Annotated in this window: 26 protein-coding genes; 13 read left to right on the plus strand and 13 right to left on the minus strand. The window is 49.7% G+C overall.

The genetic code is table 11. The features are described from left to right. Nucleotides 1-42 precede the first annotated feature (42 nt). The 8 genes from ACP3TC_RS00890 to ACP3TC_RS00925 all read right to left on the minus strand — a co-directional run bounded on the left by ACP3TC_RS00890 (nucleotide 43) and on the right by ACP3TC_RS00925 (nucleotide 7,625). On the minus strand, nucleotides 43-1,092 hold the full coding sequence (locus ACP3TC_RS00890; protein WP_426817335.1) for a hypothetical protein: 1,050 nt from the start codon (nucleotides 1,090-1,092) through the stop codon (nucleotides 43-45). A 195-nt stretch (nucleotides 1,093-1,287) separates the two neighbouring features. After that, nucleotides 1,288-1,827, minus strand: a complete 540-nt coding sequence (locus tag ACP3TC_RS00895) for a fimbrial protein (protein WP_313854249.1) — start codon at nucleotides 1,825-1,827, stop codon at nucleotides 1,288-1,290. Between the two features lie 172 nt (nucleotides 1,828-1,999). Beyond that, nucleotides 2,000-2,524 carry a fimbrial protein gene (locus ACP3TC_RS00900; RefSeq protein ID WP_313854247.1) on the minus strand — a complete coding sequence of 175 codons (525 nt, stop codon included), beginning with the start codon at nucleotides 2,522-2,524 and terminating at the stop codon, nucleotides 2,000-2,002. Between the two features lie 25 nt (nucleotides 2,525-2,549). Next, nucleotides 2,550-3,086, minus strand: coding sequence for a fimbrial protein (locus ACP3TC_RS00905; RefSeq protein WP_313854245.1), 537 nt, complete (start codon nucleotides 3,084-3,086; stop codon nucleotides 2,550-2,552). Between the two features lie 2 nt (nucleotides 3,087-3,088). Beyond that, nucleotides 3,089-3,808 (minus strand): fimbrial biogenesis chaperone, encoded by a 720-nt coding sequence (locus ACP3TC_RS00910; protein WP_313854243.1) that lies wholly within the window; start codon nucleotides 3,806-3,808, stop codon nucleotides 3,089-3,091. A 53-nt stretch (nucleotides 3,809-3,861) separates the two neighbouring features. Then, on the minus strand, nucleotides 3,862-6,351 hold the full coding sequence (locus ACP3TC_RS00915) for a fimbria/pilus outer membrane usher protein (protein ID WP_426817336.1): 2,490 nt from the start codon (nucleotides 6,349-6,351) through the stop codon (nucleotides 3,862-3,864). An 89-nt stretch (nucleotides 6,352-6,440) separates the two neighbouring features. Next, complete coding sequence (locus tag ACP3TC_RS00920; RefSeq protein WP_313854241.1) at nucleotides 6,441-6,977, minus strand: fimbrial protein; 537 nt, start codon at nucleotides 6,975-6,977, stop codon at nucleotides 6,441-6,443. Nucleotides 6,978-7,112: 135 nt separating this feature from the next. Next, nucleotides 7,113-7,625, minus strand: coding sequence for a helix-turn-helix domain-containing protein (locus ACP3TC_RS00925; protein WP_313854238.1), 513 nt, complete (start codon nucleotides 7,623-7,625; stop codon nucleotides 7,113-7,115). Nucleotides 7,626-8,184: 559 nt separating this feature from the next. Between ACP3TC_RS00925 and ACP3TC_RS00930 the strand changes: the two genes are divergently transcribed. The 3 genes from ACP3TC_RS00930 to ACP3TC_RS00940 all read left to right on the plus strand — a co-directional run bounded on the left by ACP3TC_RS00930 (nucleotide 8,185) and on the right by ACP3TC_RS00940 (nucleotide 9,974). Further along, on the plus strand, nucleotides 8,185-8,979 hold the full coding sequence (locus ACP3TC_RS00930) for a winged helix-turn-helix domain-containing protein (protein ID WP_313854237.1): 795 nt from the start codon (nucleotides 8,185-8,187) through the stop codon (nucleotides 8,977-8,979). Further along, the gene (locus ACP3TC_RS00935) at nucleotides 8,960-9,451 is read left to right on the plus strand and encodes a FidL-like protein (protein ID WP_426817337.1); all 492 of its coding nucleotides are present in this window, start codon (nucleotides 8,960-8,962) and stop codon (nucleotides 9,449-9,451) included. Before ACP3TC_RS00930 ends, ACP3TC_RS00935 begins: the two co-directional genes overlap by 20 nt. Before the next feature lie 310 nt (nucleotides 9,452-9,761). Beyond that, a complete protein-coding gene (locus ACP3TC_RS00940) occupies nucleotides 9,762-9,974 on the plus strand; it encodes a CsbD family protein (protein WP_313854234.1) in 213 nt (70 codons plus the stop codon). 80 nt (nucleotides 9,975-10,054) lie between these two features. Here the strand turns inward: ACP3TC_RS00940 and zur are convergent, their stop codons facing one another. Continuing rightward, nucleotides 10,055-10,570, minus strand: a complete 516-nt coding sequence (zur, locus tag ACP3TC_RS00945) for a zinc uptake transcriptional repressor Zur (protein WP_313854233.1) — start codon at nucleotides 10,568-10,570, stop codon at nucleotides 10,055-10,057. A gap of 220 nt (nucleotides 10,571-10,790) precedes the next feature. Between zur and dusA the strand changes: the two genes are divergently transcribed. Beyond that, complete coding sequence (gene dusA, locus ACP3TC_RS00950) at nucleotides 10,791-11,795, plus strand: tRNA dihydrouridine(20/20a) synthase DusA (protein WP_313854232.1); 1,005 nt, start codon at nucleotides 10,791-10,793, stop codon at nucleotides 11,793-11,795. A 190-nt stretch (nucleotides 11,796-11,985) separates the two neighbouring features. Beyond that, nucleotides 11,986-12,207 carry an envelope stress response protein PspG gene (pspG, locus tag ACP3TC_RS00955; protein ID WP_313854230.1) on the plus strand — a complete coding sequence of 74 codons (222 nt, stop codon included), beginning with the start codon at nucleotides 11,986-11,988 and terminating at the stop codon, nucleotides 12,205-12,207. Between the two features lie 386 nt (nucleotides 12,208-12,593). On the opposite strand, the gene ACP3TC_RS00960 is transcribed toward pspG, so the two are convergent. Then, nucleotides 12,594-13,577: a quinone oxidoreductase gene (locus ACP3TC_RS00960; RefSeq protein ID WP_313854229.1), complete on the minus strand. Its 984-nt coding sequence runs from the start codon at nucleotides 13,575-13,577 to the stop codon at nucleotides 12,594-12,596. A gap of 91 nt (nucleotides 13,578-13,668) precedes the next feature. On the opposite strand from ACP3TC_RS00960, the gene dnaB reads away from it, so the two are divergent. The 6 genes from dnaB (at nucleotide 13,669) to ACP3TC_RS00990 (ending at nucleotide 18,711) form a co-directional block, all read left to right on the plus strand. Beyond that, nucleotides 13,669-15,075 carry a replicative DNA helicase gene (gene dnaB, locus ACP3TC_RS00965; RefSeq protein ID WP_313854228.1) on the plus strand — a complete coding sequence of 469 codons (1,407 nt, stop codon included), beginning with the start codon at nucleotides 13,669-13,671 and terminating at the stop codon, nucleotides 15,073-15,075. 133 nt (nucleotides 15,076-15,208) lie between these two features. Next, on the plus strand, nucleotides 15,209-15,700 hold the full coding sequence (locus ACP3TC_RS00970; RefSeq protein WP_426817338.1) for an Lrp/AsnC family transcriptional regulator: 492 nt from the start codon (nucleotides 15,209-15,211) through the stop codon (nucleotides 15,698-15,700). Nucleotides 15,701-15,928: 228 nt separating this feature from the next. After that, nucleotides 15,929-16,555: a YitT family protein gene (locus tag ACP3TC_RS00975; RefSeq protein WP_313854226.1), complete on the plus strand. Its 627-nt coding sequence runs from the start codon at nucleotides 15,929-15,931 to the stop codon at nucleotides 16,553-16,555. Nucleotides 16,556-16,615: 60 nt separating this feature from the next. After that, nucleotides 16,616-17,809 carry an amino acid aminotransferase gene (locus ACP3TC_RS00980; protein WP_426817339.1) on the plus strand — a complete coding sequence of 398 codons (1,194 nt, stop codon included), beginning with the start codon at nucleotides 16,616-16,618 and terminating at the stop codon, nucleotides 17,807-17,809. Between the two features lie 135 nt (nucleotides 17,810-17,944). Beyond that, entirely contained in the window at nucleotides 17,945-18,361 is a 417-nt protein-coding gene (locus ACP3TC_RS00985; RefSeq protein WP_313854224.1) for a secondary thiamine-phosphate synthase enzyme YjbQ, read from the plus strand. A gap of 2 nt (nucleotides 18,362-18,363) precedes the next feature. Beyond that, nucleotides 18,364-18,711 carry an MmcQ/YjbR family DNA-binding protein gene (locus ACP3TC_RS00990; RefSeq protein WP_313854223.1) on the plus strand — a complete coding sequence of 116 codons (348 nt, stop codon included), beginning with the start codon at nucleotides 18,364-18,366 and terminating at the stop codon, nucleotides 18,709-18,711. 33 nt (nucleotides 18,712-18,744) lie between these two features. On the opposite strand, the gene ACP3TC_RS00995 is transcribed toward ACP3TC_RS00990, so the two are convergent. Both ACP3TC_RS00995 and uvrA read right to left on the minus strand, forming a co-directional pair. Beyond that, nucleotides 18,745-19,809: an NAD(P)-dependent alcohol dehydrogenase gene (locus ACP3TC_RS00995; protein WP_313854222.1), complete on the minus strand. Its 1,065-nt coding sequence runs from the start codon at nucleotides 19,807-19,809 to the stop codon at nucleotides 18,745-18,747. Nucleotides 19,810-20,041: 232 nt separating this feature from the next. Next, nucleotides 20,042-22,870, minus strand: a complete 2,829-nt coding sequence (gene uvrA, locus ACP3TC_RS01000) for an excinuclease ABC subunit UvrA (protein WP_426817340.1) — start codon at nucleotides 22,868-22,870, stop codon at nucleotides 20,042-20,044. Nucleotides 22,871-23,111: 241 nt separating this feature from the next. On the opposite strand from uvrA, the gene ssb1 reads away from it, so the two are divergent. Both ssb1 and gdhA read left to right on the plus strand, forming a co-directional pair. Then, the gene (gene ssb1 / locus ACP3TC_RS01005) at nucleotides 23,112-23,660 is read left to right on the plus strand and encodes a single-stranded DNA-binding protein SSB1 (protein WP_313854219.1); all 549 of its coding nucleotides are present in this window, start codon (nucleotides 23,112-23,114) and stop codon (nucleotides 23,658-23,660) included. Nucleotides 23,661-24,134: 474 nt separating this feature from the next. After that, nucleotides 24,135-25,478 (plus strand): NADP-specific glutamate dehydrogenase, encoded by a 1,344-nt coding sequence (gene gdhA / locus ACP3TC_RS01010; protein WP_313854218.1) that lies wholly within the window; start codon nucleotides 24,135-24,137, stop codon nucleotides 25,476-25,478. Nucleotides 25,479-25,541: 63 nt separating this feature from the next. Here the strand turns inward: gdhA and ACP3TC_RS01015 are convergent, their stop codons facing one another. After that, nucleotides 25,542-26,363, minus strand: a complete 822-nt coding sequence (locus ACP3TC_RS01015; protein WP_313854217.1) for an alpha/beta fold hydrolase — start codon at nucleotides 26,361-26,363, stop codon at nucleotides 25,542-25,544. Between the last annotated feature and the right edge of the window lie 123 nt (nucleotides 26,364-26,486).

Below are 26,486 nucleotides of genomic sequence, written 5' to 3' on the forward strand. Positions count from 1 at the left end.
GTTATCCTCCGCAGGCACGCGCCGTGACTTACATTGTCTATTTTATTGCATCAGAACTCTCAATATTGCATTACCCGAGAAAGCGCCTGAGTCAGGGGTGCTGGATCCAACGGTCTGATAGACGGAGCTTATCTTAAAATTTTTACTGCCATCGACAACACCAACAAAGCTGGCATTATCATCAATCGTCAATGTACATTTTCCATTATTACCACACTTCGTCACATTTTTAGCCTCCCCGGTAACAGGCTGAACACCCTCAAAGGTTAACTGCACGTTAGACGGTGTGCCGCAATTAACTCCGAAATAAGTACTTGAGGAATGTCCGCTACGAGCCTGTGCGGTGGTTATTTTTCCATGATTAATGGCGATATTATTGCCTCCGGTCAAAGAACAGCTGGCTATCACATTAACCTGCACTGGAGCAAATCGGTTTTGCATAGCTGCAACTGCACTTTCCACTCCTGCTCCACCAGAACAGACTTTTTCACCCTTATACCACTCTTCAGCTCCGATCTTTATTGGAATTCTCACATTATATGTACCCGAAAAAGCGCTTCCTTTGGCGATATAAACGCGCAATTTGGTCTCAGAAAAAGAGTTTTCGACCAGCGGATAAGTGGATCCGACGTTAAGACCACTCGGGAAATTTCCTACCCAGCTATTGTATTTATACGGACCAGAATAGGTCTGAAAACCTGAATAGATTCCCCGCACCAGATAGTTTCCGGAAATAACTTCTACCCGTCCTTTCAATCCATCCCCCAGAGATACATCACTATCACCAGAGGGTAATGCTATCCATGTCGCCAGGTTCTTGGTGCCATTTCCACTTGCAAGATTCGGCGTGTTATAGGGAACATTATTGCGTTGAAGCCATGATACCCTTCCCGGTGACGTGGACGGTAACCCGGGTAAAGTGATGTCAAAGTATTCCGCTGTACTACCATTACTGACGGTTATCGGAGGGATTGCCTGAGCGTTATCATCCATTTGCCACAATATTTGCAAATCACGGCAAGGGTCATAGGCAAACGCGGGTACGCTACAGCAAAGAAAAATACCCGATAAAAAGTAATTTACTACTTTCACCTTTTCAACTCCTTTTAAAAATTATTTTCAGAATCACACAATAAAAACCAGCATGGCTGATGCTGTAATCATATTGTGTAACTGCTATTTCTCGAACGCATTGAGATATATCCGCAATGATTCATAATTTTCTTCACAAAAATCTGGCCTGGCATTTACAATCGTGACGTGCTGAGACACCTGAGGCGTTTATAACTAAAAGTAGCTTATACTCATACTTGCAGAGGCCGAAAATGCCTTTGTCTCCAACTGACCGGTACCATTTTTAAATGGCACTGCTGTGAAAACGAAAACGCCTGATTCTTTTCCTGAAAGCCCATTAGTGATTGGATAACCAATGGATACTGACCCATAGATTGTCCCCCCTCCAAGGGTTAATTTAGTGGACGTTCCCTCTCCCTGATAAAGAGCAATGCCAAAATTGCTGACATTCGTTGCCAGTACGTTTGTATTCGCGCCCAGTTGAGTCCCTGTCACCTTCACGTAAGCTGTTCCCTGAGGATAATCACAAGTAATTGGCACACTAATTTTTTGATAATTTTTTGGGTTGGCCACGTCCGTTACGGATATATCTCCAAACTTTACTTCGATCGTTTCTCCGCCATTAACCTGACAGGCAGGAATATAGACCTCTCCTGTAATACTGATAGGGATATCTTCTGCAAGTGTTCTGCCAGACAGAAACAGCATCGAGTAAGAAATTACTGCTGTTATTTTCATTAATTTTAGCGACATAATTTTTACGCCTCTTAGTAGATCCGTCTGTGCTGTTTTAACGCTGCTATGCATCTGAAAAGGTCTTCGCCTGTTCATATTGTCAGGCCAGCTCAGCGGAAGCTGCCTGAGTCCGGATCAATGCAGCTTTACAATGGTGCTGGCCATCCTTTATTGCTCTTCTGGCCGGATATTACTGATAGCGTACCTGTAGTGTTGAGCTGGCGGTAAACTCTCCAGGCGTCAGCGCATCAAGATCTTTAATGCGTCCGATACCGGCCGTCAGGGCCAGGGTCCGGGCGGTGCCACTACCGGTAACGGATGAGGTGACATCGGTTTCTGTCCCCAGCGGCAGGGCAGTCGTGCCATTTTTCTGACGTAAATAGACAACCAACCCTTCGCTGTATTTCGAGGTCTGTAGTACGCCCTGGGCCGCATCGTGAACCGTCGATGAAGTCACTGTCAGCCTCGGCGCACCGAGAGTGTAAGGGCAGTTGACGGGGATCGTTATCTCTTGCAGGTCGTAAGGAGTGTTTACCGCGGTCAGCGTCTGGATCTCCACGTCGCCGAACGGCACTGTCACCTGAGTGTTGTTGTTCACGGTACACAGTGGAACGACAAGATTACCGGTGAAAACCATACTGGTATCCGCCTGGGCGGTCAGCGGCAGAATGCAGGCAGCCAGTAGCGTGCCAATTTTTATTTTAAAACGCAGCATTTCTTATTCCTTTATCTGTTTGACATTATTGATAGTTAATTTCAAAAGTAGCGATCGCGCTGTAATCACCTGGCTGCACGCTTTTGTCAGCCAGAGCTTCAGGCGTGGCCTGTACATAGGCGCTAAAGTTGAGCGTAACGATCTCGGAGGCAATCACCTCTCCATTGCCGGCGTGGTGGGCGTCTCCCAGAGCCAGTGGCGTCTTACCGTCCGTATCGATAATTTGAACCGCTAACTTGCCAGAATTGACTCCTGAGACTTTAAGTGCCCCCGGCACGCGTTGTTCTGCCTCGCCTGAGAAGACAACTTTGACAATCTTCCCAAGTGACTCCGCCCGACAGTTAAGCAATTTGATCGCGAAGTTTTTGTTGTTGCTTCTGCCGGGCGCGTTGTGAAATTGTGGCAGTGCGCTTTCGGAAAAAGTCACATCTTGTCCCGCCGATGCCGGATCCAGCTGGCAAGGACGATCCAGCAGATTTCCGGTAAAGACCACATCGGCTCCGGCTCGCCCACAGAGGCCAAGCAGGCATAACATCATCAGGCAGACAAGGAGCCTGATCATCGTCAGCCCTTGTCTGTAGCAGTACACTGGCTACCCTCACAGCGGAAAGGCAGCGTTGGTCGCCCACCGTAGTCGTTAATGAACGTGAGCCACGGCGTTCCGGTCTGGGGAGCTTTCACCTGCAACTCTGATTTTGGCGCTACCATTACCGCTTCAAATTTCCCTTTCTCAGCATCCTGGCGGGAAGCACCGAAGCCAATAATGGTGATGTAATACGGCGTTGGGTTAGTAATACGATAGCCACCCGCTTCGGGATGCAGCACCAACTGATCCTGCCAAACTTTATTAGGTTCGGCTTTGATCGCCGCCGGACGATAAAAGAGTTTGACCTGAGTCTGCAGCGCTATCTGCAGAACATTCGCTTTATCACTCTTTGGAGGAATTTCACGCAGGTTAAAATAGAACAAGCTTTCACGATCCTGGGGCAGCTGATTGATTCCGGGGGTAGACATCAGCCTGAGCTGGCTTTTCGTTCCGGCTTCCAGACGCTGGACCGGAGGTGTGACCACTAACGGGCCGGTGGTGAGCTTTTCTTGCTTGTCATTATCCAGCCAAACCTGGGCCAGGTAGGGCAATTGATTATTTTCATTGGCAATATTCAACGCCATGGATTTTTCATCCCCATTATAAATAATTCGGGTGCGATCCATTGAAATAGCGGCATAGCCTGTTGATATCGTAAAAACACCGACAATCAACACTATCGTCCTTAATTTAAACATTTTTTTCTCCAGTTCTTTTCTGCCCGCCGACTGATTGCCGACGACATAATTTATTAATTTGCACGACACGGTAATAATAATTGCTGGTCAGGCTGCAGGTTGTCAGGAAGATCGGTGAGACACTGCACCTTTCCGTTCCAACTGACACTCAGGGTTTCACCTGGATTAACGCCGCTGATCCAAACGAGGCCATCGTCGCCAACCATACCTAATTCCCGACCTTTGGCATTGAGTACGGCGGCACCAAAAGGAGGATGATTATTTTCTGCGGTACGCAGTACGGCAAACAGACGCGCACCTTTCAGAACTTCAAATTTGCGGTAGCCGATGGCACCTTCCGTAAGAGCGGACTCAACTACCGATTGCGGGGCTTCGATATCCTCTGGCAACTTGCTGACATCAACAGATACTGTGTTACGGTAATAGCTGCTGATATCCGTCACCACACCCGTTCCCCAACGGTTAGTGAACACTCGCCCACCATCCACGGGTACGCCGGCGATGCCATCAGTTGATACCAGCATTCTTGTACCGCCATTCAGACCACCGGCATGTAAAGCCGCTCCCTTCGCCGTTATTGTCGCTCCACCGGAAGCGCTTAAACCTAGCGAACTATAATTATTTTGTACCGTGGCAAAAGAGGCTGATACATCGGCCAGTGAACTATGGCGGCTGTAATAGCCATTAAATGTTCCGCCACTGGTATTATCACCGTGGTTTAACCCGGCGTTAATGTTATAACTGTCCATGCCGTTATTTAGAGTGTCGCTATATCCTATCGTCTGCGAGTAACGGCTGTCGTTCTTACTGCCGTTATAACTGAGCATACCCGTGCCCAGCGGTACAGAAATACGCAGGAATCCGGCATTATCATCGCGGTCAAGATATTTTGTTCGCGATACCGTCAGGCCGACAGAGAGATTTTTGAATCCCAGAATATCGAGATACTGGTTAAAAGATAGAGTGTAATAATTCGACGTACCCAGATCCCAGTATGTCTGATGACTGTACTGAACATTTACCGACATTCGCTGTTCGGAAAAATATTTATTCAGTGAAACCGTATAAAGTTCCTTGTCATGTCCGGCGATATTATTCCGATAGCGGGTATCGAGATAACCTTGCATCGTCATATAATCGCGTTCGGAGAAGCGATATCCGGCAAAGGTGATATCCGTATTCGCGTCATCAAAGCGTTTCGAATAGCTTAAGCGCCAGGACTTACCCATCAGTGTTTCTTTACCATCAAAACGCGCGACGGATTGGGTCACGTCGCTCGACAGTGCACCCCACTCATATAAATCGCGACCAATACCTATTGCCAGAGCATTATAGGAACCGGAAAAAATTCCGCCGCCGTACAGCGACCAGTTATTGTTAACGCCCCATGACAACTCACTACCGGTGAAAGCGGGGCCTTCCGTCTCATGCCCTAAATAGCGAGAGCGTCCACCAACCAGTTTATAACGCAATTGTCCCGGACGCGTCAGATAAGGTACGTAAGCCGTATTGACGACAAACGTCTTTTTTTGTCCGTTACTCTCAATCACCTCTACGTCCAGTCGCCCGCGAATAGAGCTGTCCAGGTCCTGGATGCTGAAAGGTCCGGCAGGGACGGTAGAGTCGTACAGCACGCGCTCCTGCTGTTTTACTATGACTCTGGCATTGGTTTCCGCTATGCCGGTAATTTGTGGGGCGTAACCGCGCAGTCGGGGCGGCAGCATACGATCGTCACTTTCCAGAGAGGCGCCGGTATATGCCCAGCCATTGAAAATGTCAGAGTTAATATAGTTTTCACCCAGCGTCAGCTTTGACTGTAGCCGTGGCAACGCACGGAACAAGTAGAAACGCGTCCAGTCAGACTGGCTTTGGGTGCCGTTCGCACTTCCTTGCGTACGGTTAATGCTGCCCTGATAATCCCCTCTGAGCCGCCAGGCATCAAAGTTGGCGCCGACGGTACCGTTATAACTCAGGGATTGGCTCTGATCGCCTTCATTTGGACGCGTCACGAGCCCATTCAGGTTGTAATCAAATAGCAGGCCTGGAATACCATTTTCCCAACGGGAAGGCGGCAGCCATGAAGCGTCTGAATATTCCAGCAGCGCCTTAGGCAGAGTAATGTTCAGTTCACCTGCGGCAAGGTCCGCCTGAATAGTGCTACCAGATAATGGCGCTAAATCAGCACAGCTGTGGTTATTCCACCACGTCACCCTGGCGAGCGATGCCTCAGTAAGGCCGATTTTCGCCACCATTTCGGGGGTCAGACAGGCCCGCGATACCAGCTGGCCCTTGCTATCAGGTACATCAATAAAAGAGACGGATAGTTCACTGACCGAGACGTTCTGTCCATTAACGACGAGCTGAAGCTGATACTGCCCGGGCATGATATACCCGGCCTGTGAAAAACGGGTAAAATCGATATTATTCCGATCGCTGGAATCAATAACGTCTGTATTAAATTCGACTGCCAGCGAGTATTTACAGAAACTCAGACAGATCACAGCTGTAGTCATTTTAATGACGGCAAATAAATTATTTTTCATTGTGATCGCAGACATCGTTAAAATAACCAGACTTCCCTGATTTGATCTTTATCAGGAGCAGGGAATCCTCCCCTGCTCCTCACCTGTATTTACTGGTAGCTAAGGTTAAAGTTCGCTACCGCGGTAAAATCGCCCGCAGCAACGGTTTTGCCCGTAGCCTGTTTCACCCAGGTATTGAACTGCAGAGTATTTTGACCGTCACCCAACGGAATATCGTTGGTCGCCTTACCGAAGCTCAGGTCAGTACCATTGTTAATAATAATCGCCGTGTTGGTCGGGCCAGAGGTTGCCAGCTCGGTTGCTACCGGTACTGTTGTGCCATTTTCACCTGGAGCAGACATGGTATTACCGTTGAAGGTGACCTGTACGCCTTTAGAGACATTACTGACATCACAGCCAACAAGCTTGATAGCCAGAGTTTTCTGCTGGGAAATACCGCCTGCGGCCAGTGTGGCTTTTGAGATCTGACCAAAATCGATGGACTGATCGGCAGAATCAGATTCAATACCGCACGGGGCATCAACAACGGTACCCTTAAAGTTTACAACCCCTTCACCCTGTGCCGCGCTTGCACCAAAAGCGGCCAGTAATACGGAAAGTGCGCTCAGTTTGGCTAATGTACTCATGTTTAATTTCCTTATTGATATTTCATTTGCATTGGTGACAGAAATACAGAGTCAGCATGACTCCAATTGATACAGCGTTTTTATTTGACTTACTTTGGTGAAGTGTTTTTTCAGCGATCCAGACGGAGGGCTTGGTTATCGCTGCACAAATAAATTTTGCAGAAATATTCGATTATCACAGCCTAATTTCAACATCAGGTTTCTGCGATGGGTATAAAATGTTTTATAATTAATTCCCAGCTTAGTCGTCATCTCCTGGTGCGTCACACCATCTGACATTAACGTCAAAAGTTCTTTTTCACGCCGGGTCAGTTTTTTCTTGGTATGATAAATTCCAGAATCACGCTTAAGTAAAAAAAAACCGAGAATGTCCTGCACACTACTTCTTTTGTCTAAAACATGGGGTATGCCAATTTTCTCTGCCTTATAAAAGTCAATGTCATTGGATACAAAGGCGACTTTCTCTTTACCGTCAGAGACGGACATAAGAACATGATCTATGTGTTGGCAGTCGAAATCGAGCACGGTGAAAAAGGCGTTAATAAAATCCATGCTTAACAATCTACAAAGACCGTAGACGAAAAAATTATCCTCTGAAAAAATAGAGTTCACTACTTTTATATTGTTATTACGGCAGTTCCATTCCATTTTAAAAATCCATTTCTTATACCGAACAAAGAACTTTCTCTGGTGATGCACTCTTTTCGTTCTGGTCAACGATTGAGAAATTATGCAATAGCAGCCCCTTTCTCCCAACAATAAAAAAAATAAACAGATAAAAAGGCCATGGCCACTGTATATTTCATTGATTTAAAGCAAAAAAAACCGGGCAAAAGTTAGTTTTAATCCCTTAAATTTAAAAGGGTCAACCTTAACTAACCACTGGCATCAATAGGCACAACCTTTATATGGGAATTTTCTTGGGTATCTTTCTTTCATTACATCATCGAAAAATAACAATGCATGACTTCTCCTTCTCAATACTCACGTTGCTGGTCAGCGAAAGCGAGAGCCATAGTAGTCTCTGGTAAAAAAAAACAGCCATTTGTATAAGTAAAAATGATTAATTAGGAAGATTATTCTAATTTATAAGGTTATATAAATGTAATTAAGATAAACACACCAAAAACTTCCTCTCTAAACCGTATGTTCAACTCTGGAAAAAAGGGCTATAATTTTTAGGACTATTCAGCACACGAGAGCTACGGTGTTCTACATCATTAATAACAAAGTAAAATTCAGAAATACTGATGGTTTATTCTGGCTCGATCAAGATGAAGCATCCGGCATCACATTAACCGCTACTATGAGTCGCCTGCTGGCATTTTTACTTGAGCACCGAGGAGAAGTCGTAAGCAGAGATGAAATACTTAGCCATGTATGGGATGCACATGGATTAAGAAGCTCAAATAACAGTCTGAATAAATATATTTCCGATCTGAGACAAGTGTTTCGAAATATGGGGTGTAGCGAAGAAATTATCGTTACAGTACCAAGAATTGGTTTTATGTTGTCCGGGGATTGCGAGGTTGAAAAACACGCATCGACTCATCAACCACAGGACAGCCCATCTCCCCTGGTAGAAAGCAAACCACGAACAAAACGCCGGTTTTTTTTTATAAATCTTGGTGTGATTCTGTTTATTTTGGCGCTCGTATCGGGACTAAAATGGAGCTTCTCTGTCAATAAAAGCGACGGCGAGCTGATCAGTAAAAAAACTTGGCTGCTGGGGAAAATTAATAGCTGTCAGGTCTTTGCTTTTAAACCCGCATCGCCAGAAACTGCACAACAGAAACTGGCTATCATAAAGGACGTTCTTGATGCAGAAAAACTGAGCTGTACATCTGATGACGATATCTATATTCAGGTAGCCGATCCAATTTATTATGGTTTTCCCGGCAGAATATTTTTGTCTATCTGCAAAAGGAACGATCGTAGCGGAACACTTCTCGCCTCCTGCTACAATTTCTACGAGACCGCTTATGAAACTAAAAAAGAGTAGAATAATCGGCTTCATGCTTTCGGTCTTTGTTATCGTTGTAACTATTTTCTCGGCCGTCATCGGACATAAAAAAAATTACTCTACTTTAGACAATGACTGTTCTGCGGCCGTTTCCATACGCGATAAATCAGCAAACTTCTCTGCCAGGCTGAACATATATCTGAGCTTACACAATGATAATACTGGCTATCTGGATGTTGTGGGAAAGATAAGCGAAGCTGGCGTCAGCTATACAACTGCACGCTCCTGGTGCTTTAATTACGCCCTGCAGAACGGTAACACCGCGTATTTGACCCGGCTCACGATGGACAAACGTGCCGCTGATGATTCGCCCGACGGCCTGGTGGACAGGTTGATCTTCAGTACCGACGCCGGCAGCGGGCGCTATGTAAAGATCGCCGTGTTAAATAATGCCTGGGTCATCGGTAATCTCTACTCACCGCAGTTTCTCTGCCTGATACGTGATAAATAAGGCACTGTTGCCCATAAACAGTGGCGGTAGGCTGGTATTCATCTTTTGCCGAGTTGGGTTTGCGTCAGACATATTTAGTTACACCGCGGCACTATGGCTGGATTACCTTAAAACTGACTATCTTTCAGTGAGTTATTCTATCTGTAAGACTGTCAGGCAGAAGTAATCTCTACATATCGGTTCGCAATGTGCTTCAGCTACTATAATTAACTCTGTGTTTAGCGAATGGACAGCGTTTTCTTCTAACAGTAGAGACGTAGCTAATACGAAACACCAAAGCTGTTATCACCTAAGGTAGAGGAAATATATTATGAATAGCGACCAAGCCGGCGGTAACTGGAAACAGTTTAAAGGTAAAGTGAAAGAAAAATGGGGTAAATTAACCGACGACGACATGACGGTGATCGAAGGTAAACGCGATCAACTGGTAGGTAAAATCCAGGAACGTTATGGCTACGCTCAGGATGAAGCGGAAAAAGAAGTTAAGGACTGGGAAACCCATAACAGCGATCATCGCTGGTAGTCCTCAAAGCATTAAAGTTCATTTAAGGACGATGCTCCTACCCCAAGGCACACGGAGTGTGCCACTTTAAAACGAATGACCTAACGCCCCCGTTTTTTACTCACCACCGTATGATCGTGCTGGCAACTTTCCTGATGCGTACAGGCTTCGACTTCCCGACAGCCAATACACAGCCCATGTGCTTCGATAACGCTGTGCCGCAACACGAATCCTGACTGGCGCGCCAGTGCCTGCAAAATATCTTCAACGCCTTCAGCATGCTTCTCATTAACCGAACCACAACGATCGCAAATTAACATCGCCGAGGTGTGCTGCGGTTGTTCAAAATGGTGGCACACCACATAGCTGTTGTTTGATTCAACGCGATGGATAAATCCCTGTTCCAGCAGAAAATCCAGAGCGCGATAAACGGTGGGGGGTTTAGCCTGAGGTTCGGATACGCGTAATAAATCCAGCAGGTCGTAGGCACTGATAGCCCCTTTCTGTTCGGTCATCAGACGCAATACTTCCAGGCGCTGCGGCGTTAAACGCACGTTGCGCTGCTGACAAAGTTGCTCTGCCTGCGACAAAATTTGTTCAGGAACGATAGCGCTCATGAGGAATCTCCGGACCGAATTGAAATGTTATTTTATCACGTACAGCAAAAAACGCCGAATGCTCTGTTTTTTTCGACGCGGATGACAACCCCCTGGCTTAGTGGTCCCTGAGAGTTTCAACGCGGCTTTTGGGCAAGGCATCCCTCGCCCCTACGCTATTCTGTGATATCATTGCGCACATTATCGACATCGATTCCACCGCACAGAGTTATCGCTTTTCATGACCCAGAATCTACCTGCTCATCGTTTTTCAATCGCGCCAATGCTTGACTGGACCGACCGTCACTGCCGTTATTTTCACCGCCAGCTTACACAGCAAACGCTGCTGTACACTGAGATGGTCACTACCGGTGCGATCATTCATGGTAAAGGCGACTATCTTGCCTGGAGTGAAGAAGAGCAGCCGGTCGCATTGCAGCTGGGTGGCAGCGATCCCGCGGCGCTGGCGCAGTGTGCCAGGCTGGCTGAAGCGCGTGGTTATAATGAAATAAACCTTAACGTCGGTTGCCCGTCCGATCGGGTACAAAATGGACGTTTTGGTGCCTGCCTGATGGGCGAAGCGGCGCTGGTAGCGGATTGTATTAAAGCAATGCGTGATGTGGTGTCGATTCCGGTAACGGTTAAAACCCGTATAGGTATTGATGAGCAGGATAGTTACGCGTTTCTTTGTGACTTCATCTCGACGGTTGCCACCCAGGGTGGCTGTGACATGTTTATCATTCACGCGCGTAAAGCCTGGCTTTCCGGCCTCAGCCCGAAAGAGAATCGTGAAATTCCACCGCTGGACTACGAACGTGTGTATCAACTAAAACGCGATTTTCCGCAGCTGACGCTATCGCTAAACGGTGGGGTAAAAACGCTGGATGAAGCTAAGCAACATTTGCTGCATCTGGATGGCGTGATGATGGGGCGCGAGGCTTACCAGAATCCCGGCATTCTGACGCAGGTCGACCGTGAGTTGTTCGGTCTGGATACCGCAGCCAGCGATCCAGTGGCGGTGGTGCGGGCAATGTATCCCTATATTGAAGCTGAACTGGCAAAAGGTACTTATCTCGGCCATGTCACCCGCCATATGTTGGGACTGTTCCAGGGTATTCCGGGCGCACGTCAGTGGCGTCGTTACCTGAGCGAAAATGCCCATAAGCCTGGCGCGGATGTTGAGGTAGTGGAAAAAGCGCTGTCGTTGGTAGCTGATAAAATTCCTGCCGCCACGCCAGTGGTCTGACTGACCAGCATCCCGGGCGGCAGCGTGCTGTCCGGGTTAGTTAATGTTTAACCATTTTTTGATTAATCTCACCAAAAACACACCACTCTGCCTTCACCACTGCGCTGCTAATCAACGACTTAATGTTATCAGCAAGCTGGCATGCTTTTTGTATTAGCTAATCAATACTTAATTTAATGGAGCTTGCCGTATGGAAATCCTGTTTGTGCTTGGATTTTTTTTAATGTTGCTGCTGACCGGCGTCTCTGTACTGGGCATCGTGGCTGCACTGGTGGTCGCCACGCTGGTGATGATGGTCGGCGGATTGTTTGCGATTGTAATCAAGATGTTGCCGTGGCTGTTATTAGCGGTCGTTGCCGTGTGGATTTATCGCGCCTGTAACAAGCCTAAAATAAGCCGGGGCCGCTGGTAATCACCGTGATTAATCAATGGGTTGCGTAAAAATCAGCCATGAAAAATGCGGACTGGATCACATCGTAACTTTTACTTAGCTGTTTTTCGCAATTAAACATATTTTTTACTTATATTTTCTGCCAGTATGGAAACCGTTGAGTCGAAAACGTATTCATCGCCGCTGACCCTACAAACAGCGCGAACTATAAAAAAGAAAAAGGGGCTTCCTTCGGGAAGCCCCGCTCGCGTTTATAAGCCTGCGGAAATCCTCTTTTAACTATTATTCAGAGGATGGGTCTGCTGCGGGAAGCAGTGAAATACGTTTTCCCAGTACCACGTCATGGCAGACTTTATACAATGCTTCCAGATGGGGCCTTGTATCAAAAGGCCCTTTGCATCTGCCGATCAAGGAATCAATAAACTCGATCCCTGAGTGCCACGGCTTTCCAGGGTTTTATGCGCTTGCTGCGCATCCGCCAAAGCAAATTTCTGCTGCGGCGGCACATCGACTTTAATCGCACCGCTGGCGATCAGTGAAAACAGTTCACTGCTGGCCAGCTGCAGCTCTTCACGATTGGTGATATAGCCAAACAGTGAAGGGCGGGTAACATACAGCGAACCTTTCTGATTAAGAATCGCCAGATTCACCCCACTGACCGGGCCGGATGAATTACCAAAACTCACCATCAGACCACGGGGTTGCAGACAATCCAGCGAGGCTTCCCAGGTATCTTTACCCACTGAGTCATACACCACCCGCACTTTTTTGCCATCGGTCAGTTCGCTGACGCGTTGCGCAATATCTTCTTCGCGATAGTTAATCGTGGCCCAGGCGCCGGAATCCTTCGCCAGCCTGGCTTTCTCTGCTGAGCCAACGGTGCCGATCAGATGTGCTCCCAGCGCTTTTGCCCACTGGCAGGCGATTAAGCCAACACCACCGGCTGCGGCATGGAACAGAAACACCTCATTCGGCTGTATTTCATGCGTCTGGCGCAGCAAATAGTGCACCGTCAGCCCCTTCAGAAATGAGGCCGCCGCCTGCTCAAACGTAATGGCATCGGGCAACAGCGCCACTTTACTGGCATCAACATTGTGCAGTTCGCTATAGGCACCCAGCGTTGACTGCGCATACACCACGCGATCGCCTGGCTTAAGCACCGTAACTGCCGATCCCACTTTGCTGACGATACCAGCCGCTTCGGTACCCAGGCCGGAAGGCAGACTGGCTGGCGCATAGAGCCCGCTGCGGAAGTAGGTATCAATGTAATTAATACCAATCGCTTTGTTCTCCACCTGTACTTCATGGGCCGCTGGATCGGCGACATCAATATTGACCAGCTGCAACACTTCCGGGCCACCGTGCTGACTGAATTGTATCCGCTTTGCCATGCTCACTCCTGTTGATTGATGGGAGGATATTAAGCGCACAAACGAGTATACTTGCGCGTCTTCTCAACTGATTTTCGGTATTGCATTCACTATGGCAGGAAATAAACCCACCAACAAATCGAACGAAACCCGTGACCGCCAGATGGAAGGGCTGAAACTGCCGCCTCATTCGCTGGAAGCGGAGCAGTCCGTGTTGGGTGGTTTGATGCTGGACAACGAGCGCTGGGATAACGTTGCCGAACGCGTGGTCGCGCAGGATTTCTTCAGCCGTCCACATCGCATGATATTCGGTGAAATGCAGCGCCTGCTGGAAATGGGCAAGCCAATCGATCTGATTACCCTGTCTGAATCGCTGGAGCAGAAGGGTGAGCTGGACATGGCCGGTGGCTTTGCTTATCTGGCCGAGCTATCGAAAAATACGCCAAGTGCGGCGAATATCGGTGCTTACGCAGACATCGTGCGCGAACGTGCGGTGGTGCGCGATATGATCTCGGTCGCCAATGAAATTGCCGATGCCGGTTATGATCCGCAGGGGCGCAGCAGTGAAGATTTGCTGGATCTGGCCGAATCGCGCGTCTTCCAGATTGCTGAGAACCGTGCCAATAAAGATGAAGGGCCGAAAAGCGTCGATCAGATTCTGGAAGCCACGGTCTCGCGTATTGAGTCGCTGTATCAGACGCCGCACGACGGTGTGACTGGCGTGGATACCGGTTATCAGGATCTCAATAAAAAAACCGCTGGTCTGCAACGCTCTGACCTGATTATCGTCGCCGCTCGTCCATCAATGGGTAAAACCACCTTTGCGATGAACCTGTGTGAAAACGCCGCGATGCTGCAGGATAAGCCGGTGTTGATCTTCAGTCTGGAGATGCCCGGCGAACAGATTATGATGCGTATGCTGGCTTCGCTGTCACGCGTTGACCAGACGAGAATTCGTACCGGGCAACTGGATGATGAAGACTGGGCGCGTATCTCCGCCACCATGGGGATTCTGCTTGAGAAGAAGAATATGTATATCGATGATTCTTCTGGCCTGACGCCAACCGAAGTGCGTTCGCGTGCACGCCGTATTTTCCGCGAGCACGACGGCTTAAGCCTGATTATGATCGACTACCTGCAGCTGATGCGTGTACCTTCACTTTCCGATAACCGTACGCTGGAGATTGCAGAAATCTCACGTTCGCTTAAAGCGCTGGCAAAAGAGTTACAAGTTCCGGTAGTGGCGCTGTCGCAGCTTAACCGCTCGCTGGAGCAGCGTGCTGACAAACGTCCGGTTAACTCGGATTTGCGTGAATCAGGCTCTATCGAGCAGGATGCCGACTTAATCATGTTTATCTATCGCGATGAGGTTTATCACGAGAACAGCGATCTGAAAGGTATCGCCGAAATTATTCTCGGTAAGCAGCGTAATGGTCCAATCGGTACTGTGCGCCTGACCTTTAACGGTCAGTGGTCGCGTTTCGATAATTATGCCGGGCCGCAGTACGACGACGAATAATTTAGCCAGCGTCCTTGAGGCCACACTGCGAATCGCTGATCTCATTGTCATCATAAAATAGTGTTGGACAACGCCGCAAAGATTGCGGTTATCTGTAGCGGCACCGCGCCCCTTCATACAACACGGATCGATAATGACCAGCATTGACGATTTTGATCTTAAAATACTGACTTTACTGCAAACCAATGGCCGTCTGACCAATCAGGAATTGAGTGATTTAGTCGGCCTTTCGGCATCACAATGCTCGCGTCGCCGTATCAATCTTGAACAAGCGAATCTGATTCTCGGCTATCACGCGCGGCTCTCGCCCGATGCGGTAGGCCTTGGCATGATTGGTCTTATCGAAGTGCGCCTGATCAATCACACCGCAGAATATGTTGAGAGTTTTCATCGGATGGTGGCGGAGCAACCCGCGATTGTCGACGCCTATAAAACCACCGGCGATGCCGATTATTTATTAAAGGTCGCGGTTGCCGATCTGGCAGGTTTAAGCTCGCTAATCAGTCAGTTAGTTGCCGGGCATCAAAGTGTGTCGCACGTTAAAACATCGGTTGTGCTTAATCGGTTGAAAGAGAATGGCCTGATGATGTTGCCGGAAAGCAACGTGCGCCAAAATGGTGCGTGATGCGCAATAATGGTGCATCAAATGCCAATTATCTGCATGATTTGTGCATTAACTGGCGTCTTTGTGCGTTATCAGGCAGTTTTAAGGCTGTTTTGCGCACAAAGCTTACAAATAAAGACTTTTATTTTTCAATGAGTTATTTTCTTCCCTGCTGTTAGCGCTGTTTTTCACTGTGGCCTGGTGCGATTTTTGCTGTCTGATAGTGTCATTTACTTGAGAATCAGACAGATGAATAATACTGCTCCCTCCTTTGCACCAATTGAAAAAATTCCACACACCCGGGTTGAAGATGGTCTGGCGATACTGATTGGCACACTGATGGTCTCATTCGGCGTGGTGATGCTGAAACAGGCCGGAGCCTTGACCGGCAGCACCGCCGGCATCGCTTTTCTGATTAGCTATCTGACACACTCTTCATTTGGTCTGGCATTCTTTGTGATTAATTTGCCGTTTTACTGGCTGGCAGTACGCCGTATGGGCTGGGCATTTACCGTAAAAACCTTCTGCGCGGTGGGCCTGGTCTCGCTGTTTACCCACTTGCATCCGCTTTTTGTCCATTTTGAGTCACTGAATCCATTTTATGCGACACTGTTCGGTAACCTGATAATGGGAATTGGGTTTATAGTGTTGTTTCGCCATAAAGCCAGCCTTGGCGGCGTCAATATTCTGGCGCTGTGGTTACAAGACCGCTTTGGTATTCGTGCCGGTAAACTGCAAATGGCAGTCGACACCTGCGTGGTGCTGGCATCACTGTTCGTGGTGTCGTTACCGATGCTGGCGGCATCGATTTGTGGCGCGGTGATCCTCAATCTGATCATCGCCATGAACCATCGTCCCGGACGTTACGACGTCTGAAGAGTGTCAAAACGCGCCCTGACGCGTTACTGATAAAATTAATCTATGGAGATCTGCACCGTGTTTCAAAACGTTGATGCCTACGCTGGCGATCCAATTCTCTCGTTAATGGAGACCTTTAAACAGGACACGCGACCGCACAAGGTGAATTTGAGCATCGGTTTGTATTATGACGGACAAGGTGTGATTCCACAGCTGCAGGCGGTTGCCGCTGCTGAAGAGCGTCTGAACGCACAGCCACAGGCAGCTTCACTCTATCTGCCAATGGAAGGTCTGCCAGCTTACCGCAATGCGATTGCGCCACTGCTGTTTGGCGCTGAGCATCCGGCGCTGAAAGCCGGGCGTATCGCCACCATTCAGACGCTGGGCGGTTCCGGCGCGCTAAAAGTCGGTGCGGACTTCCTGAAGCGCTACTTCCCGAATTCTGACGTCTGGGTCAGCGATCCTACCTGGGAAAACCATATCGCGATCTTCTCCGGCGCGGGTTTTGACGTGAATACCTACCCGTGGTTTGATGCTGAATCCAATGGCGTGCAGTTTGATGCGTTTATTGCCAAATTAAAAACGCTGCCTAAGCAAAGTATCGTATTACTGCACCCTTGCTGCCATAACCCGACGGGTGCCGACCTGACCGATGCACAGTGGGATATCACTACTGAAGTGCTGAAATCTCAGGAGCTGGTGCCGTTCCTCGATATCGCTTATCAGGGCTTTGGTGCCGGAATGGAGCAGGATGCTTACGCCATCCGTGCGATTGCCGCCGCAGGCTTGCCAGCGCTGGTCAGCAATTCGTTCTCAAAAATCTTTTCACTGTACGGCGAACGCGTTGGCGGTCTGTCAGTGGTATGTGATGACGCTGACGAAGCGGCACGCGTGCTGGGTCAGCTGAAAGCGACGGTGCGCCGTAACTACTCCAGCCCGCCGAATTTCGGCGCACAGGTTGTTTCCTGTGTACTGAATGACGAAGCGCTGAAAGCCAGCTGGCTGGCCGAAGTAGAAGCGATGCGTTTGCGTATTCTCGAGATGCGTCAGGCTTTGGTTTCGGTGCTGGCGGCAGCGGTGCCGGGTGCTAACTTTGATTATCTGCTGAAACAGCGCGGGATGTTCAGTTACACCGGCCTCAGTGAGCAGCAGGTGGATCGTCTGCGTGAAGAGTTTGGTATCTATCTGATCGCCAGTGGCCGTATGTGCGTCGCGGGCCTGAACGCTAATAATGTGCATCAGGTGGCGGAAGCTTTTGCTGCGGTAATGTAACACCTCAGTATTGACGCAACAGAAAAGCAGCCGGCCACGCCCGCTGCTTTTTTTTCGCTATTTACCGGAGAGGGGTTTACCTTTGGTCGGCATGCTGCACACTTAACCAAAGTTATTCAGCTAAGGAATTTTGAAATGTGGTATCAGCAGACCCTTACCCTCGGTGAAAAGTCGCGAGGATTTCATCTGGTAACCGAAGAGATTGTCGGTGAGCTTCGTCGCCTGAAAGACGTGCAAATCGGCCTGCTTCATCTGCTCTTGCAGCATACTTCAGCCTCGCTGACGCTAAATGAAAATTGTGACCCCACGGTGCGTAGCGACATGGAACAGCACTTTTTACGTCATGTTCCTGAAAATGCGCCTTACCAACACGACTATGAAGGCGCTGATGACATGCCAGCTCATATCAAGTCGTCGCTGTTAGGCACTTCGCTGGTGTTGCCGGTTAATCGTGGGCGTCTGGTTCTCGGCACGTGGCAGGGAATCTGGCTCGGAGAGCATCGCGTTCATGGCGGTGCGCGTCAGATTATTGCCACCCTTCAAGGGGAATAATAATGAACACTTCGGATCTGCTTTCTTACTGCATGGATAAACCCGGTGCGGAACAGAGTGTCCACAGTGACTGGAAAGCCACGCAGATTAAAGTTGATGATGTGCTGTTTGCGATGGTGCATGAAGTTCAGGGGCGACCGGCGGTGTCGCTTAAGGCTTCGCCTGCGCTGACCGAGCTGTTACGCGAAGAACATCAGGATGTCTCACCCAGCGAACATCTGAATAAATCACACTGGAGCACGGTATTTCTTGATGGATCGCTGAAAGATTCGCAGATCTACTATCTGGTGGACGCCTCGCTACAGCAGGCGGTTAACACCCGGGCGGCGGGCGGCAATCGCGGTGGATAACAGCCGATCACTGGCGTGACCGGCTGCGAGATATTACGCGGTTGCTTCGTTGCGTAAGGTATCGATATCAATCACGAAACGGTACTTCACATCGCTTTTCAGCATGCGCTCGTAAGCTTCGTTGATTTGGTTCATCTTAATCATTTCGATATCAGAAACGATATTGTGCTTACCGCAGAAATCCAGCATTTCCTGGGTCTCAGCGATGCCACCGATCAGTGAACCGGCAATACTGCGGCGTTTGAAGATCAGATTAAACACTTGCGGTGATGGATGGTCGTGTTCAGGTGCGCCGACCAGCGTCATATTGCCGTCGCGACGCAGCAGGGTAATAAACGGGTTAAGATCGTGCTGCGCGGCAACCGTATTGATAATTAGATCAAAACTGTTGGCGTGCTGCGCCATCTGCTCAGGATCTTTGGAAATCACCACTTCATCTGCGCCGAGGCGTTTACCGTCTGCGACTTTTGATTCAGAGGTGGTAAACAGCACTACATGTGCGCCCATCGCATGGGCGATTTTCACCCCCATATGCCCCAGCCCACCCAGTCCGACAATACCGACTTTTTTGCCCGGGCCTGCGCCCCAGTGACTCAACGGTGAGTAAGTGGTAATGCCGGCGCACAGCAGCGGTGCGGCACCGGCCGGATCCAGGTTTTCCGGTACGCGCAGCACGAAGTCTTCATGCACGACTACCTGAGTTGAATAGCCACCGTAGGTGATATCGCCAGTCTGACGGTCTTCACCGTTGTAGGTGCCCACAAAGCCATTTTCACAATACTGCTCTAAACCCTCTTCACAGCTGGAGCAGGTGCGACAGGAATCGACCATACAGCCGACGCCGACCAGATCGCCGACTTTATATTTGTGGCTGTGGCCACCGACCGCGGTGACGCGTCCGACAATTTCATGCCCTGGCACCACTGGAAAGATGGTGTTATTCCACTCATTGCGGGCCTGATGAAGATCCGAGTGGCAGACGCCACAAAACAGCACTTCAATTTGCACATCATGTTCACGAAGTTCACGCGGCTGGTAATCGAAGGGGGCCAGCTTAGATTTCGCGTCCTGAGCAGCCCAGGCGTGCGTAATATTCATGGTGTCTCCAGATTAAGTTGATGTTGTGTCATGAAGGAAAATGATTGCTGCGTAACGGTAGCAGCAGAAAATATCAGAGCATTAAGCTTAGTCAGTGAGCGGCATCGCGGGTATGCCTGAATGTGTCGAAATCTTGCCTGATTCTACGAGATTCTGACGAAATGAGCAGTGGCTGGCTGATGAGAAAAGAAGAGATAAAGCAGGGGCCAGTAGTGACCGGCCCCGAACAGTTTTACATTTTTAACAGCGGCTTCAGGAAGCGCGCGGTATGGGATTTCTCACATTTGGCAACCGTTTCTGGTGTACCGGAAACGAGGATTTCCCCGCCGCCGCTACCGCCTTCCGGGCCGAGGTCAACAATCCAGTCAGCGGTTTTAATCACATCAAGATTGTGTTCGATAACCACGATGGTATTACCCTGGTCGCGCAGCTGATGCAGCACTTCCAGTAACTGCTGAATATCTGCAAAGTGCAGGCCAGTGGTTGGTTCGTCAAGGATGTACAGCGTCTGACCGGTACCGCGTTTCGACAGCTCGCGCGCCAGCTTCACACGCTGTGCCTCACCACCGGACAGCGTGGTAGCCGACTGACCAAGACGAATATACGACAGGCCAACATCGATCAGCGTTTGCAGCTTACGTGCCAGCGCTGGCACCGCATCGAAGAACTCACGAGCTTCTTCAATGGTCATTTCCAGCACTTCATGGATGTTTTTGCCCTTGTATTTTATCTCCAGCGTCTCGCGGTTATAGCGCTTGCCTTTACACTGGTCACAAGGGACATAAATATCTGGCAGGAAGTGCATTTCTACCTTGATTACACCGTCGCCCTGACAAGCTTCACAGCGGCCGCCACGCACGTTAAAACTAAAACGCCCCGGATTGTAGCCACGCGCACGCGCTTCCGGCACGCCGGCAAACAGTTCGCGCACCGGAGTAAAGATACCGGTATAGGTCGCCGGGTTAGAGCGCGGTGTGCGTCCAATCGGGCTTTGATCGATATCGATCACCTTGTCGAAATTTTCCATTCCGCTGACTTCGCGATACGGTGCAGGTTCGGCAATAGTGGCACCATTAAGCTGGCGCTGGGCAATCGGGAACAGCGTATCGTTAATCAGCGTCGATTTACCGGAGCCGGAAACGCCGGTAATACAGCTGAACAGGCCGACCGGCAGCGTCAGGGTCACATCCTTCAGGTTGTTACCACGCGCGCCGACCAATTTCAGCACTTTAGTTGGGTCGGCCTGTACGCGCTGCTGAGGAATCGCAATTTCGCGTTTGCCACTCAGGAACTGACCGGTGAGCGAATCTTCCTTCGCCATAATATCGTCGACCGTGCCTTCAGCCACGATTTGACCGCCGTGCACCCCGGCACCCGGACCGATATCGATCACGTGGTCGGCAGCGCGGATCGCGTCTTCATCATGCTCCACCACAATCACGGTATTACCAAGATTACGCAGGTGAATCAGCGTTTCCAGCAGGCGTTCATTATCGCGCTGATGCAGACCAATGGATGGCTCATCCAGCACGTACATCACGCCAACCAGTCCGGCACCAATTTGGCTGGCCAGACGGATACGCTGTGCTTCACCACCGGACAGCGTCTCCGCTGAGCGCGACATCGACAGATAATTCAGACCGACGTTAACCAGGAATTTCAGGCGATCGCCAATCTCTTTCAACACCTTTTCGGCGATTTTTGCGCGCTGACCGCTGAGTTTCATGTTCTGGAAAAACGCCATCGCATGACCGATGCTCATATCTGAGATGGTCGGCAGGGTGGTGTTTTCCACAAACACATGGCGTGCTTCGCGACGCAAGCGGGTGCCTTCACAGCTGGCACAGGCGCGGTTGCTGATAAATTTGGCCAGATCCTCGCGTACCGCAGCAGATTCGGTCTCTTTGTAGCGGCGCTCCATATTGTGCAGCACGCCTTCAAACGGATGACGGCGCACCGAAGTATCACCGCGATCGTTGATGTACTTAAATTCGATGTTTTCTTTACCGGAGCCGTAAAGAATCACTTTACGCGCTTTCTCTTCCAGCTGGTTGAACGGTGCTTCGATATCAAAATCGAGGTGTTCCGCCAGTGAGCGCAACATCTGGAAATAATAGAAGTTACGGCGATCCCAGCCGCGGATTGCACCGCCAGCCAGCGACAGCTCAGGATTTTGCACTACGCGATCCGGATCGAAATATTGCTGCACGCCCAGACCATCACAGGTTGGACAAGCCCCGGCCGGGTTGTTAAATGAGAACAGGCGGGGTTCCAGCTCGCTCATGCTGTAGCCGCAAATCGGGCAGGCAAAGTTAGCCGAGAACAGCAATTCTTCTTTACTGGTATCGTCCATATCGGCGACGATCGCGGTTCCGCCGGATAACTCCAGTGCGGTTTCAAACGATTCAGCCAGGCGCTGGGACAAGTCTTCACGCACTTTAAAGCGGTCAACTACCACTTCAATGGTATGTTTCTTTTGCAGCTCCAGCTTAGGTGGATCGGACAGATCGCAGACTTCGCCGTCGATACGCGCGCGGATATAGCCCTGAGACGCCAGGTTTTCCAGCGTCTTGGTATGCTCACCTTTACGATCCTGCACTACCGGCGCCAGCAGCATTAGCCGCGTGCCTTCCGGCTGCGCCAGCACATTATCCACCATCTGGCTGACGGTTTGCGCCGCCAGCGGCACGTCGTGATCGGGGCAGCGCGGTTCACCTACGCGGGCAAACAGCAGGCGCAGGTAATCGTGAATTTCAGTGATAGTCCCGACGGTGGATCGCGGGTTATGGGAGGTCGATTTCTGCTCAATCGAAATCGCTGGCGACAAGCCTTCGATATGATCGACATCCGGCTTCTCCATCAAGGAGAGAAACTGACGTGCATAGGCGGAAAGGGATTCCACATAGCGACGTTGACCCTCAGCGTACAGCGTATCAAACGCCAGCGAGGATTTACCGGAACCTGACAGGCCGGTGACAACGATCAGTTTGTCGCGAGGGATGGTCAGGTTGATGTTTTTCAAATTGTGGGTGCGGGCACCCCGGACTTCAATCTTATCCATGCACATTTCCCGGATTAACGCAGACTCACTGTGCCGGTATCCTTCAAAGTCAGGCGCGGCACAGCCAGAACCAAACGTCTAATTATGACACAAAAAAACCTGAATGGATATCCAGTGTTTATTTGCAAAGCGGTAACGCGCCGAGGCTTTTTTCGAGGTTGATCTGAAAGTAGGAACTGGCAGGATGCCATGTTAGAATTTAGGGTTTAGACTTAACTGAATATTCATCGGAGACACCAACATGGCCAGCAGAGGCGTTAACAAAGTGATTCTTGTCGGAAATCTGGGTCAGGATCCGGAAGTCCGTTACATGCCGAATGGTGGTGCGGTTGCCAACATTACCCTGGCCACGTCTGAAAGCTGGCGTGACAAGCAGACCGGCGAAACCAAAGAGAAGACTGAATGGCACCGTGTTGTGCTGTTTGGCAAGCTGGCTGAAGTTGCGGGCGAATACCTGCGTAAAGGCTCTCAGGTGTATATCGAAGGTGCACTGCAGACGCGTAAATGGACTGACCAGGCTGGCGTGGAAAAATACACCACTGAAGTGGTAGTAAACGTTGGCGGCACCATGCAGATGCTGGGTGGCCGTGGTCAGGGCGGCGGCGCACCAGCCGGTGGCGGCCAGGGCAACAACAATGGTTGGGGCCAGCCTCAACAGCCTCAGGCAGCGCAGGGCGGTAATAACAACCAGTTCAGCGGCGGCGCGCAATCTCGCCCGCAGCAGCAGAACAACGCGCCAGCCAATAATAATGAACCACCAATGGATTTTGATGACGATATTCCGTTCTGATAATGAGCGAATTGCGTTAATCAATAATCCAGAAAACCCCACTATGTGGGGTTTTTTGTATCCAGATTATTAGTCAGGCAGGTGCATCAGCCTGACAATATTATATTTTATTATCAATGCCGGGACGGTTTAAGCATTAATCAGCTATACGGGAAGCATCAGTCTGATATTAATCAGTAACAGTAAACTGATGTTTTCTAAAATGAAACGATTCTGATAACGCTTTGTAATGTCGATGTTTATTATTATTTAATCAAAGACTCATTTGGCAGTGATACAGACATCCGGTTGCAAAGTGAATATCGTTGGTTCCGCAGGGAGCCTGTTAACCCTTACTATCTTCAGGCTATGTTTTTTGTTGTGCCGGCAAACACCGATGTTATAGTCGGTAATGCACAATATCCCCCCCGTTATTATTCGAAAAAATTATTAAATCATTTTCGGGGAAAGCTAATCCGGCATAAGGAAGATGTAATGGAAGGTTTTAACTCTCTGGAGTCGTTCTTAAACTCTGTACAACAGCGTGACCCGCACCAGCCTGAATACCTGCAGGCAGTGCGTGAAGTGTTTACTTCATTGTGGCCTTTTATTGAGCAGAATCCACATTATCAGCAGCAGGGCCTGTTAGAGCGGCTGGTCGAGCCAGAACGTGTGATCCAGTTTCGCGTGGCATGGACTGATGATAAAAATCAGGTGCAGGTGAATCGTGCATGGCGCGTGCAGTTCAGTTCCGCTATCGGGCCGTTTAAAGGCGGGATGCGTTTTCATCCGTCGGTCAACTTATCAATTCTTAAATTCCTCGGCTTTGAGCAAACCTTAAAAAATGCGCTGACTACGCTACCAATGGGCGGCGGTAAAGGCGGTTCTGATTTCAATCCGAAAGGAAAAAGTCAGGGCGAAGTGATGCGCTTTTGTCAGGCGCTGATGACCGAGTTGTACCGTCATCTTGGCCCGGATACCGATGTGCCGGCTGGTGATATTGGCGTCGGTGGTCGTGAAGTGGCCTACATGGCCGGAATGATGAAAAAACTGTCCAACAACACCGCCTGCGTGTTTACCGGGAAAGGATTATCGTTTGGCGGCAGTCTGATACGTCCCGAAGCCACTGGCTACGGCTTAGTTTATTTCACTGATGCGATGTTAAAACGCCACGGCTTAGGTTTTGAAGGCAGTAAAGTTGCGGTTTCCGGCTCTGGCAATGTGGCGCAATTCGCCATCGAAAAAGCCATGGCGTTAGGTGCCAGAGTGATTACGGCCTCTGATTCGCGCGGCACGGTAGTTGACGAAGAGGGCTTTACGCCGGAAAAACTGGCGCTTCTGGCTGAGATTAAAAATCAGCGTTACGGTAGCATTGAAGATTATGCCCGCGAGCGCCAGCTGGTGTATCTGGCGGGGCAGCAGCCGTGGAGCGTATCGGTTGATATCGCGCTGCCTTGTGCCACGCAGAATGAGCTGGATCTGCCTGCTGCGCGTCAGCTGATCGCTAATGGTGTTAAAGCGGTGGCAGAAGGGGCCAATATGCCAACCACAATTCAGGCGACCGACGCGTTTCTCGATGCCGGCGTGCTGTTTGCGCCGGGCAAAGCGGCAAATGCCGGAGGTGTGGCGACATCCGGGCTTGAGATGGCGCAGAATGCCGCGCGAATCAGCTGGAAAGCGGAGAAAGTCGATATCCGTCTGCAACACATTATGCTGGATATTCATCACGCTTGTGTGGAGCACGGTGGGGAAGGTAAGCAGACTCACTATGTGCATGGCGCGAATATTGCCGGCTTTGTTAAAGTCGCTGATGCGATGCTGGCGCAGGGCGTGTTGTAACCTCGCCAACCAGAAAGACAAAAGCCCCTGCAAAGGGGCTTTTTTAAATGCCAGTTTTCACTATCAAAGGCTTTGCAAAAACGCCAGCAGATCGTCATTCAACTGTTGCTGATGCGTCACCGCGAAGCCGTGTGGTGCATTGTCGTACACTTTCAGCTGCGAGCCAGCGATCATTTCCGCCGCCAGTTTGCCGGTGGCTTCAAAGGGCACGACCTGGTCATTACTGCCGTGAATCACCAGCGTCGGCACACCCACCTTTGCTATATCAGCGCGGAAATCTGTTTCCGAAAATGCCGTTACACAATCAATGGTGCCTTTTAGCGATGCCAGCAAAGCAATATTCAGCGTTTGCGCCAGTACGCCGTCAGAGACGGTCATTCCCTGATTAGTGCCGTAGAATGGCGTAGCAAAGTCCTTAATAAACTGGGCGCGATCTTCACGCAGCCCCTTTTTGATGCCGTCAAAGACTGATTTTTCCACACCTTCAGGATGATCGTTGGTTTTACCAAAAATCGGCGTTACCGCGCCCAGCAGCACCAGCGAGTCAATACGTTCGCTGCCGTAACGGCCAATATAGCGAGTGACATCACCGCCGCCCATCGAAAAGCCGACCAGCGTAATATCCCGCAGATCGAGAAGAGTAATCAGATCGTTGATATCGCTGGCAAAGGTGTCGTAGTTGTAACCTTCCCACGGTTGTTCGGAACGGCCAAAGCCACGACGGTCAAAGGCGATAACGCGGTAGCCGCGTTCGGCGAGAAAGTTTAACTGGCTGTCCCACATATCAGCATCCAGCGGCCAGCCGTGGCTGAACAGCACCGGTTTGCCCTTGCCCCAGTCCTTATAGTAAATCTGTGTTCCGTCTTGCGTGTTAAATGTGCTCATGATGTTTTCCTCAGATTCTGTATGTGCGGTTGTATTTGCCAGACATAACGTTAGCAATTGCCTTGAGGGAAAGATAAGGCATAATTTTTGACAAGCTGTTGAAGGATTTTTAACGAACTATCT

Source organism: Winslowiella sp. 2C04, from assembly GCF_050037805.1.
Taxonomy (GTDB): Bacteria; Pseudomonadota; Gammaproteobacteria; order Enterobacterales; family Enterobacteriaceae; genus Erwinia; species Erwinia toletana_A.

Bases quoted from the DNA above. Each gene is read 5' to 3' on its own strand.
- ACP3TC_RS00895 (WP_313854249.1), bottom strand. From the start codon at position 1,827: ATGTCGCTAAAATTAATGAAAATAACAGCAGTAATTTCTTACTCGATG.
- ACP3TC_RS00900 (WP_313854247.1), bottom strand. From the start codon at position 2,524: ATGCTGCGTTTTAAAATAAAAATTGGCACGCTACTGGCTGCCTGCATT.
- ACP3TC_RS00905 (WP_313854245.1), bottom strand. From the start codon at position 3,086: ATGATCAGGCTCCTTGTCTGCCTGATGATGTTATGCCTGCTTGGCCTC.
- ACP3TC_RS00910 (WP_313854243.1), bottom strand. From the start codon at position 3,808: ATGTTTAAATTAAGGACGATAGTGTTGATTGTCGGTGTTTTTACGATA.
- ACP3TC_RS00915 (WP_426817336.1), bottom strand. From the start codon at position 6,351: ATGAAAAATAATTTATTTGCCGTCATTAAAATGACTACAGCTGTGATC.
- ACP3TC_RS00920 (WP_313854241.1), bottom strand. From the start codon at position 6,977: ATGAGTACATTAGCCAAACTGAGCGCACTTTCCGTATTACTGGCCGCT.
- ACP3TC_RS00925 (WP_313854238.1), bottom strand. From the start codon at position 7,625: ATGGAATGGAACTGCCGTAATAACAATATAAAAGTAGTGAACTCTATT.
- ACP3TC_RS00935 (WP_426817337.1), top strand. From the start codon at position 8,960: ATGAAACTAAAAAAGAGTAGAATAATCGGCTTCATGCTTTCGGTCTTT.
- ACP3TC_RS00940 (WP_313854234.1), top strand. From the start codon at position 9,762: ATGAATAGCGACCAAGCCGGCGGTAACTGGAAACAGTTTAAAGGTAAA.
- zur (WP_313854233.1), bottom strand. From the start codon at position 10,570: ATGAGCGCTATCGTTCCTGAACAAATTTTGTCGCAGGCAGAGCAACTT.
- dusA (WP_313854232.1), top strand. From the start codon at position 10,791: ATGACCCAGAATCTACCTGCTCATCGTTTTTCAATCGCGCCAATGCTT.
- pspG (WP_313854230.1), top strand. From the start codon at position 11,986: ATGGAAATCCTGTTTGTGCTTGGATTTTTTTTAATGTTGCTGCTGACC.
- ACP3TC_RS00960 (WP_313854229.1), bottom strand. From the start codon at position 13,577: ATGGCAAAGCGGATACAATTCAGTCAGCACGGTGGCCCGGAAGTGTTG.
- dnaB (WP_313854228.1), top strand. From the start codon at position 13,669: ATGGCAGGAAATAAACCCACCAACAAATCGAACGAAACCCGTGACCGC.
- ACP3TC_RS00970 (WP_426817338.1), top strand. From the start codon at position 15,209: ATGACCAGCATTGACGATTTTGATCTTAAAATACTGACTTTACTGCAA.
- ACP3TC_RS00975 (WP_313854226.1), top strand. From the start codon at position 15,929: ATGAATAATACTGCTCCCTCCTTTGCACCAATTGAAAAAATTCCACAC.
- ACP3TC_RS00985 (WP_313854224.1), top strand. From the start codon at position 17,945: ATGTGGTATCAGCAGACCCTTACCCTCGGTGAAAAGTCGCGAGGATTT.
- ACP3TC_RS00990 (WP_313854223.1), top strand. From the start codon at position 18,364: ATGAACACTTCGGATCTGCTTTCTTACTGCATGGATAAACCCGGTGCG.
- ACP3TC_RS00995 (WP_313854222.1), bottom strand. From the start codon at position 19,809: ATGAATATTACGCACGCCTGGGCTGCTCAGGACGCGAAATCTAAGCTG.
- uvrA (WP_426817340.1), bottom strand. From the start codon at position 22,870: ATGGATAAGATTGAAGTCCGGGGTGCCCGCACCCACAATTTGAAAAAC.
- ssb1 (WP_313854219.1), top strand. From the start codon at position 23,112: ATGGCCAGCAGAGGCGTTAACAAAGTGATTCTTGTCGGAAATCTGGGT.
- gdhA (WP_313854218.1), top strand. From the start codon at position 24,135: ATGGAAGGTTTTAACTCTCTGGAGTCGTTCTTAAACTCTGTACAACAG.
- ACP3TC_RS01015 (WP_313854217.1), bottom strand. From the start codon at position 26,363: ATGAGCACATTTAACACGCAAGACGGAACACAGATTTACTATAAGGAC.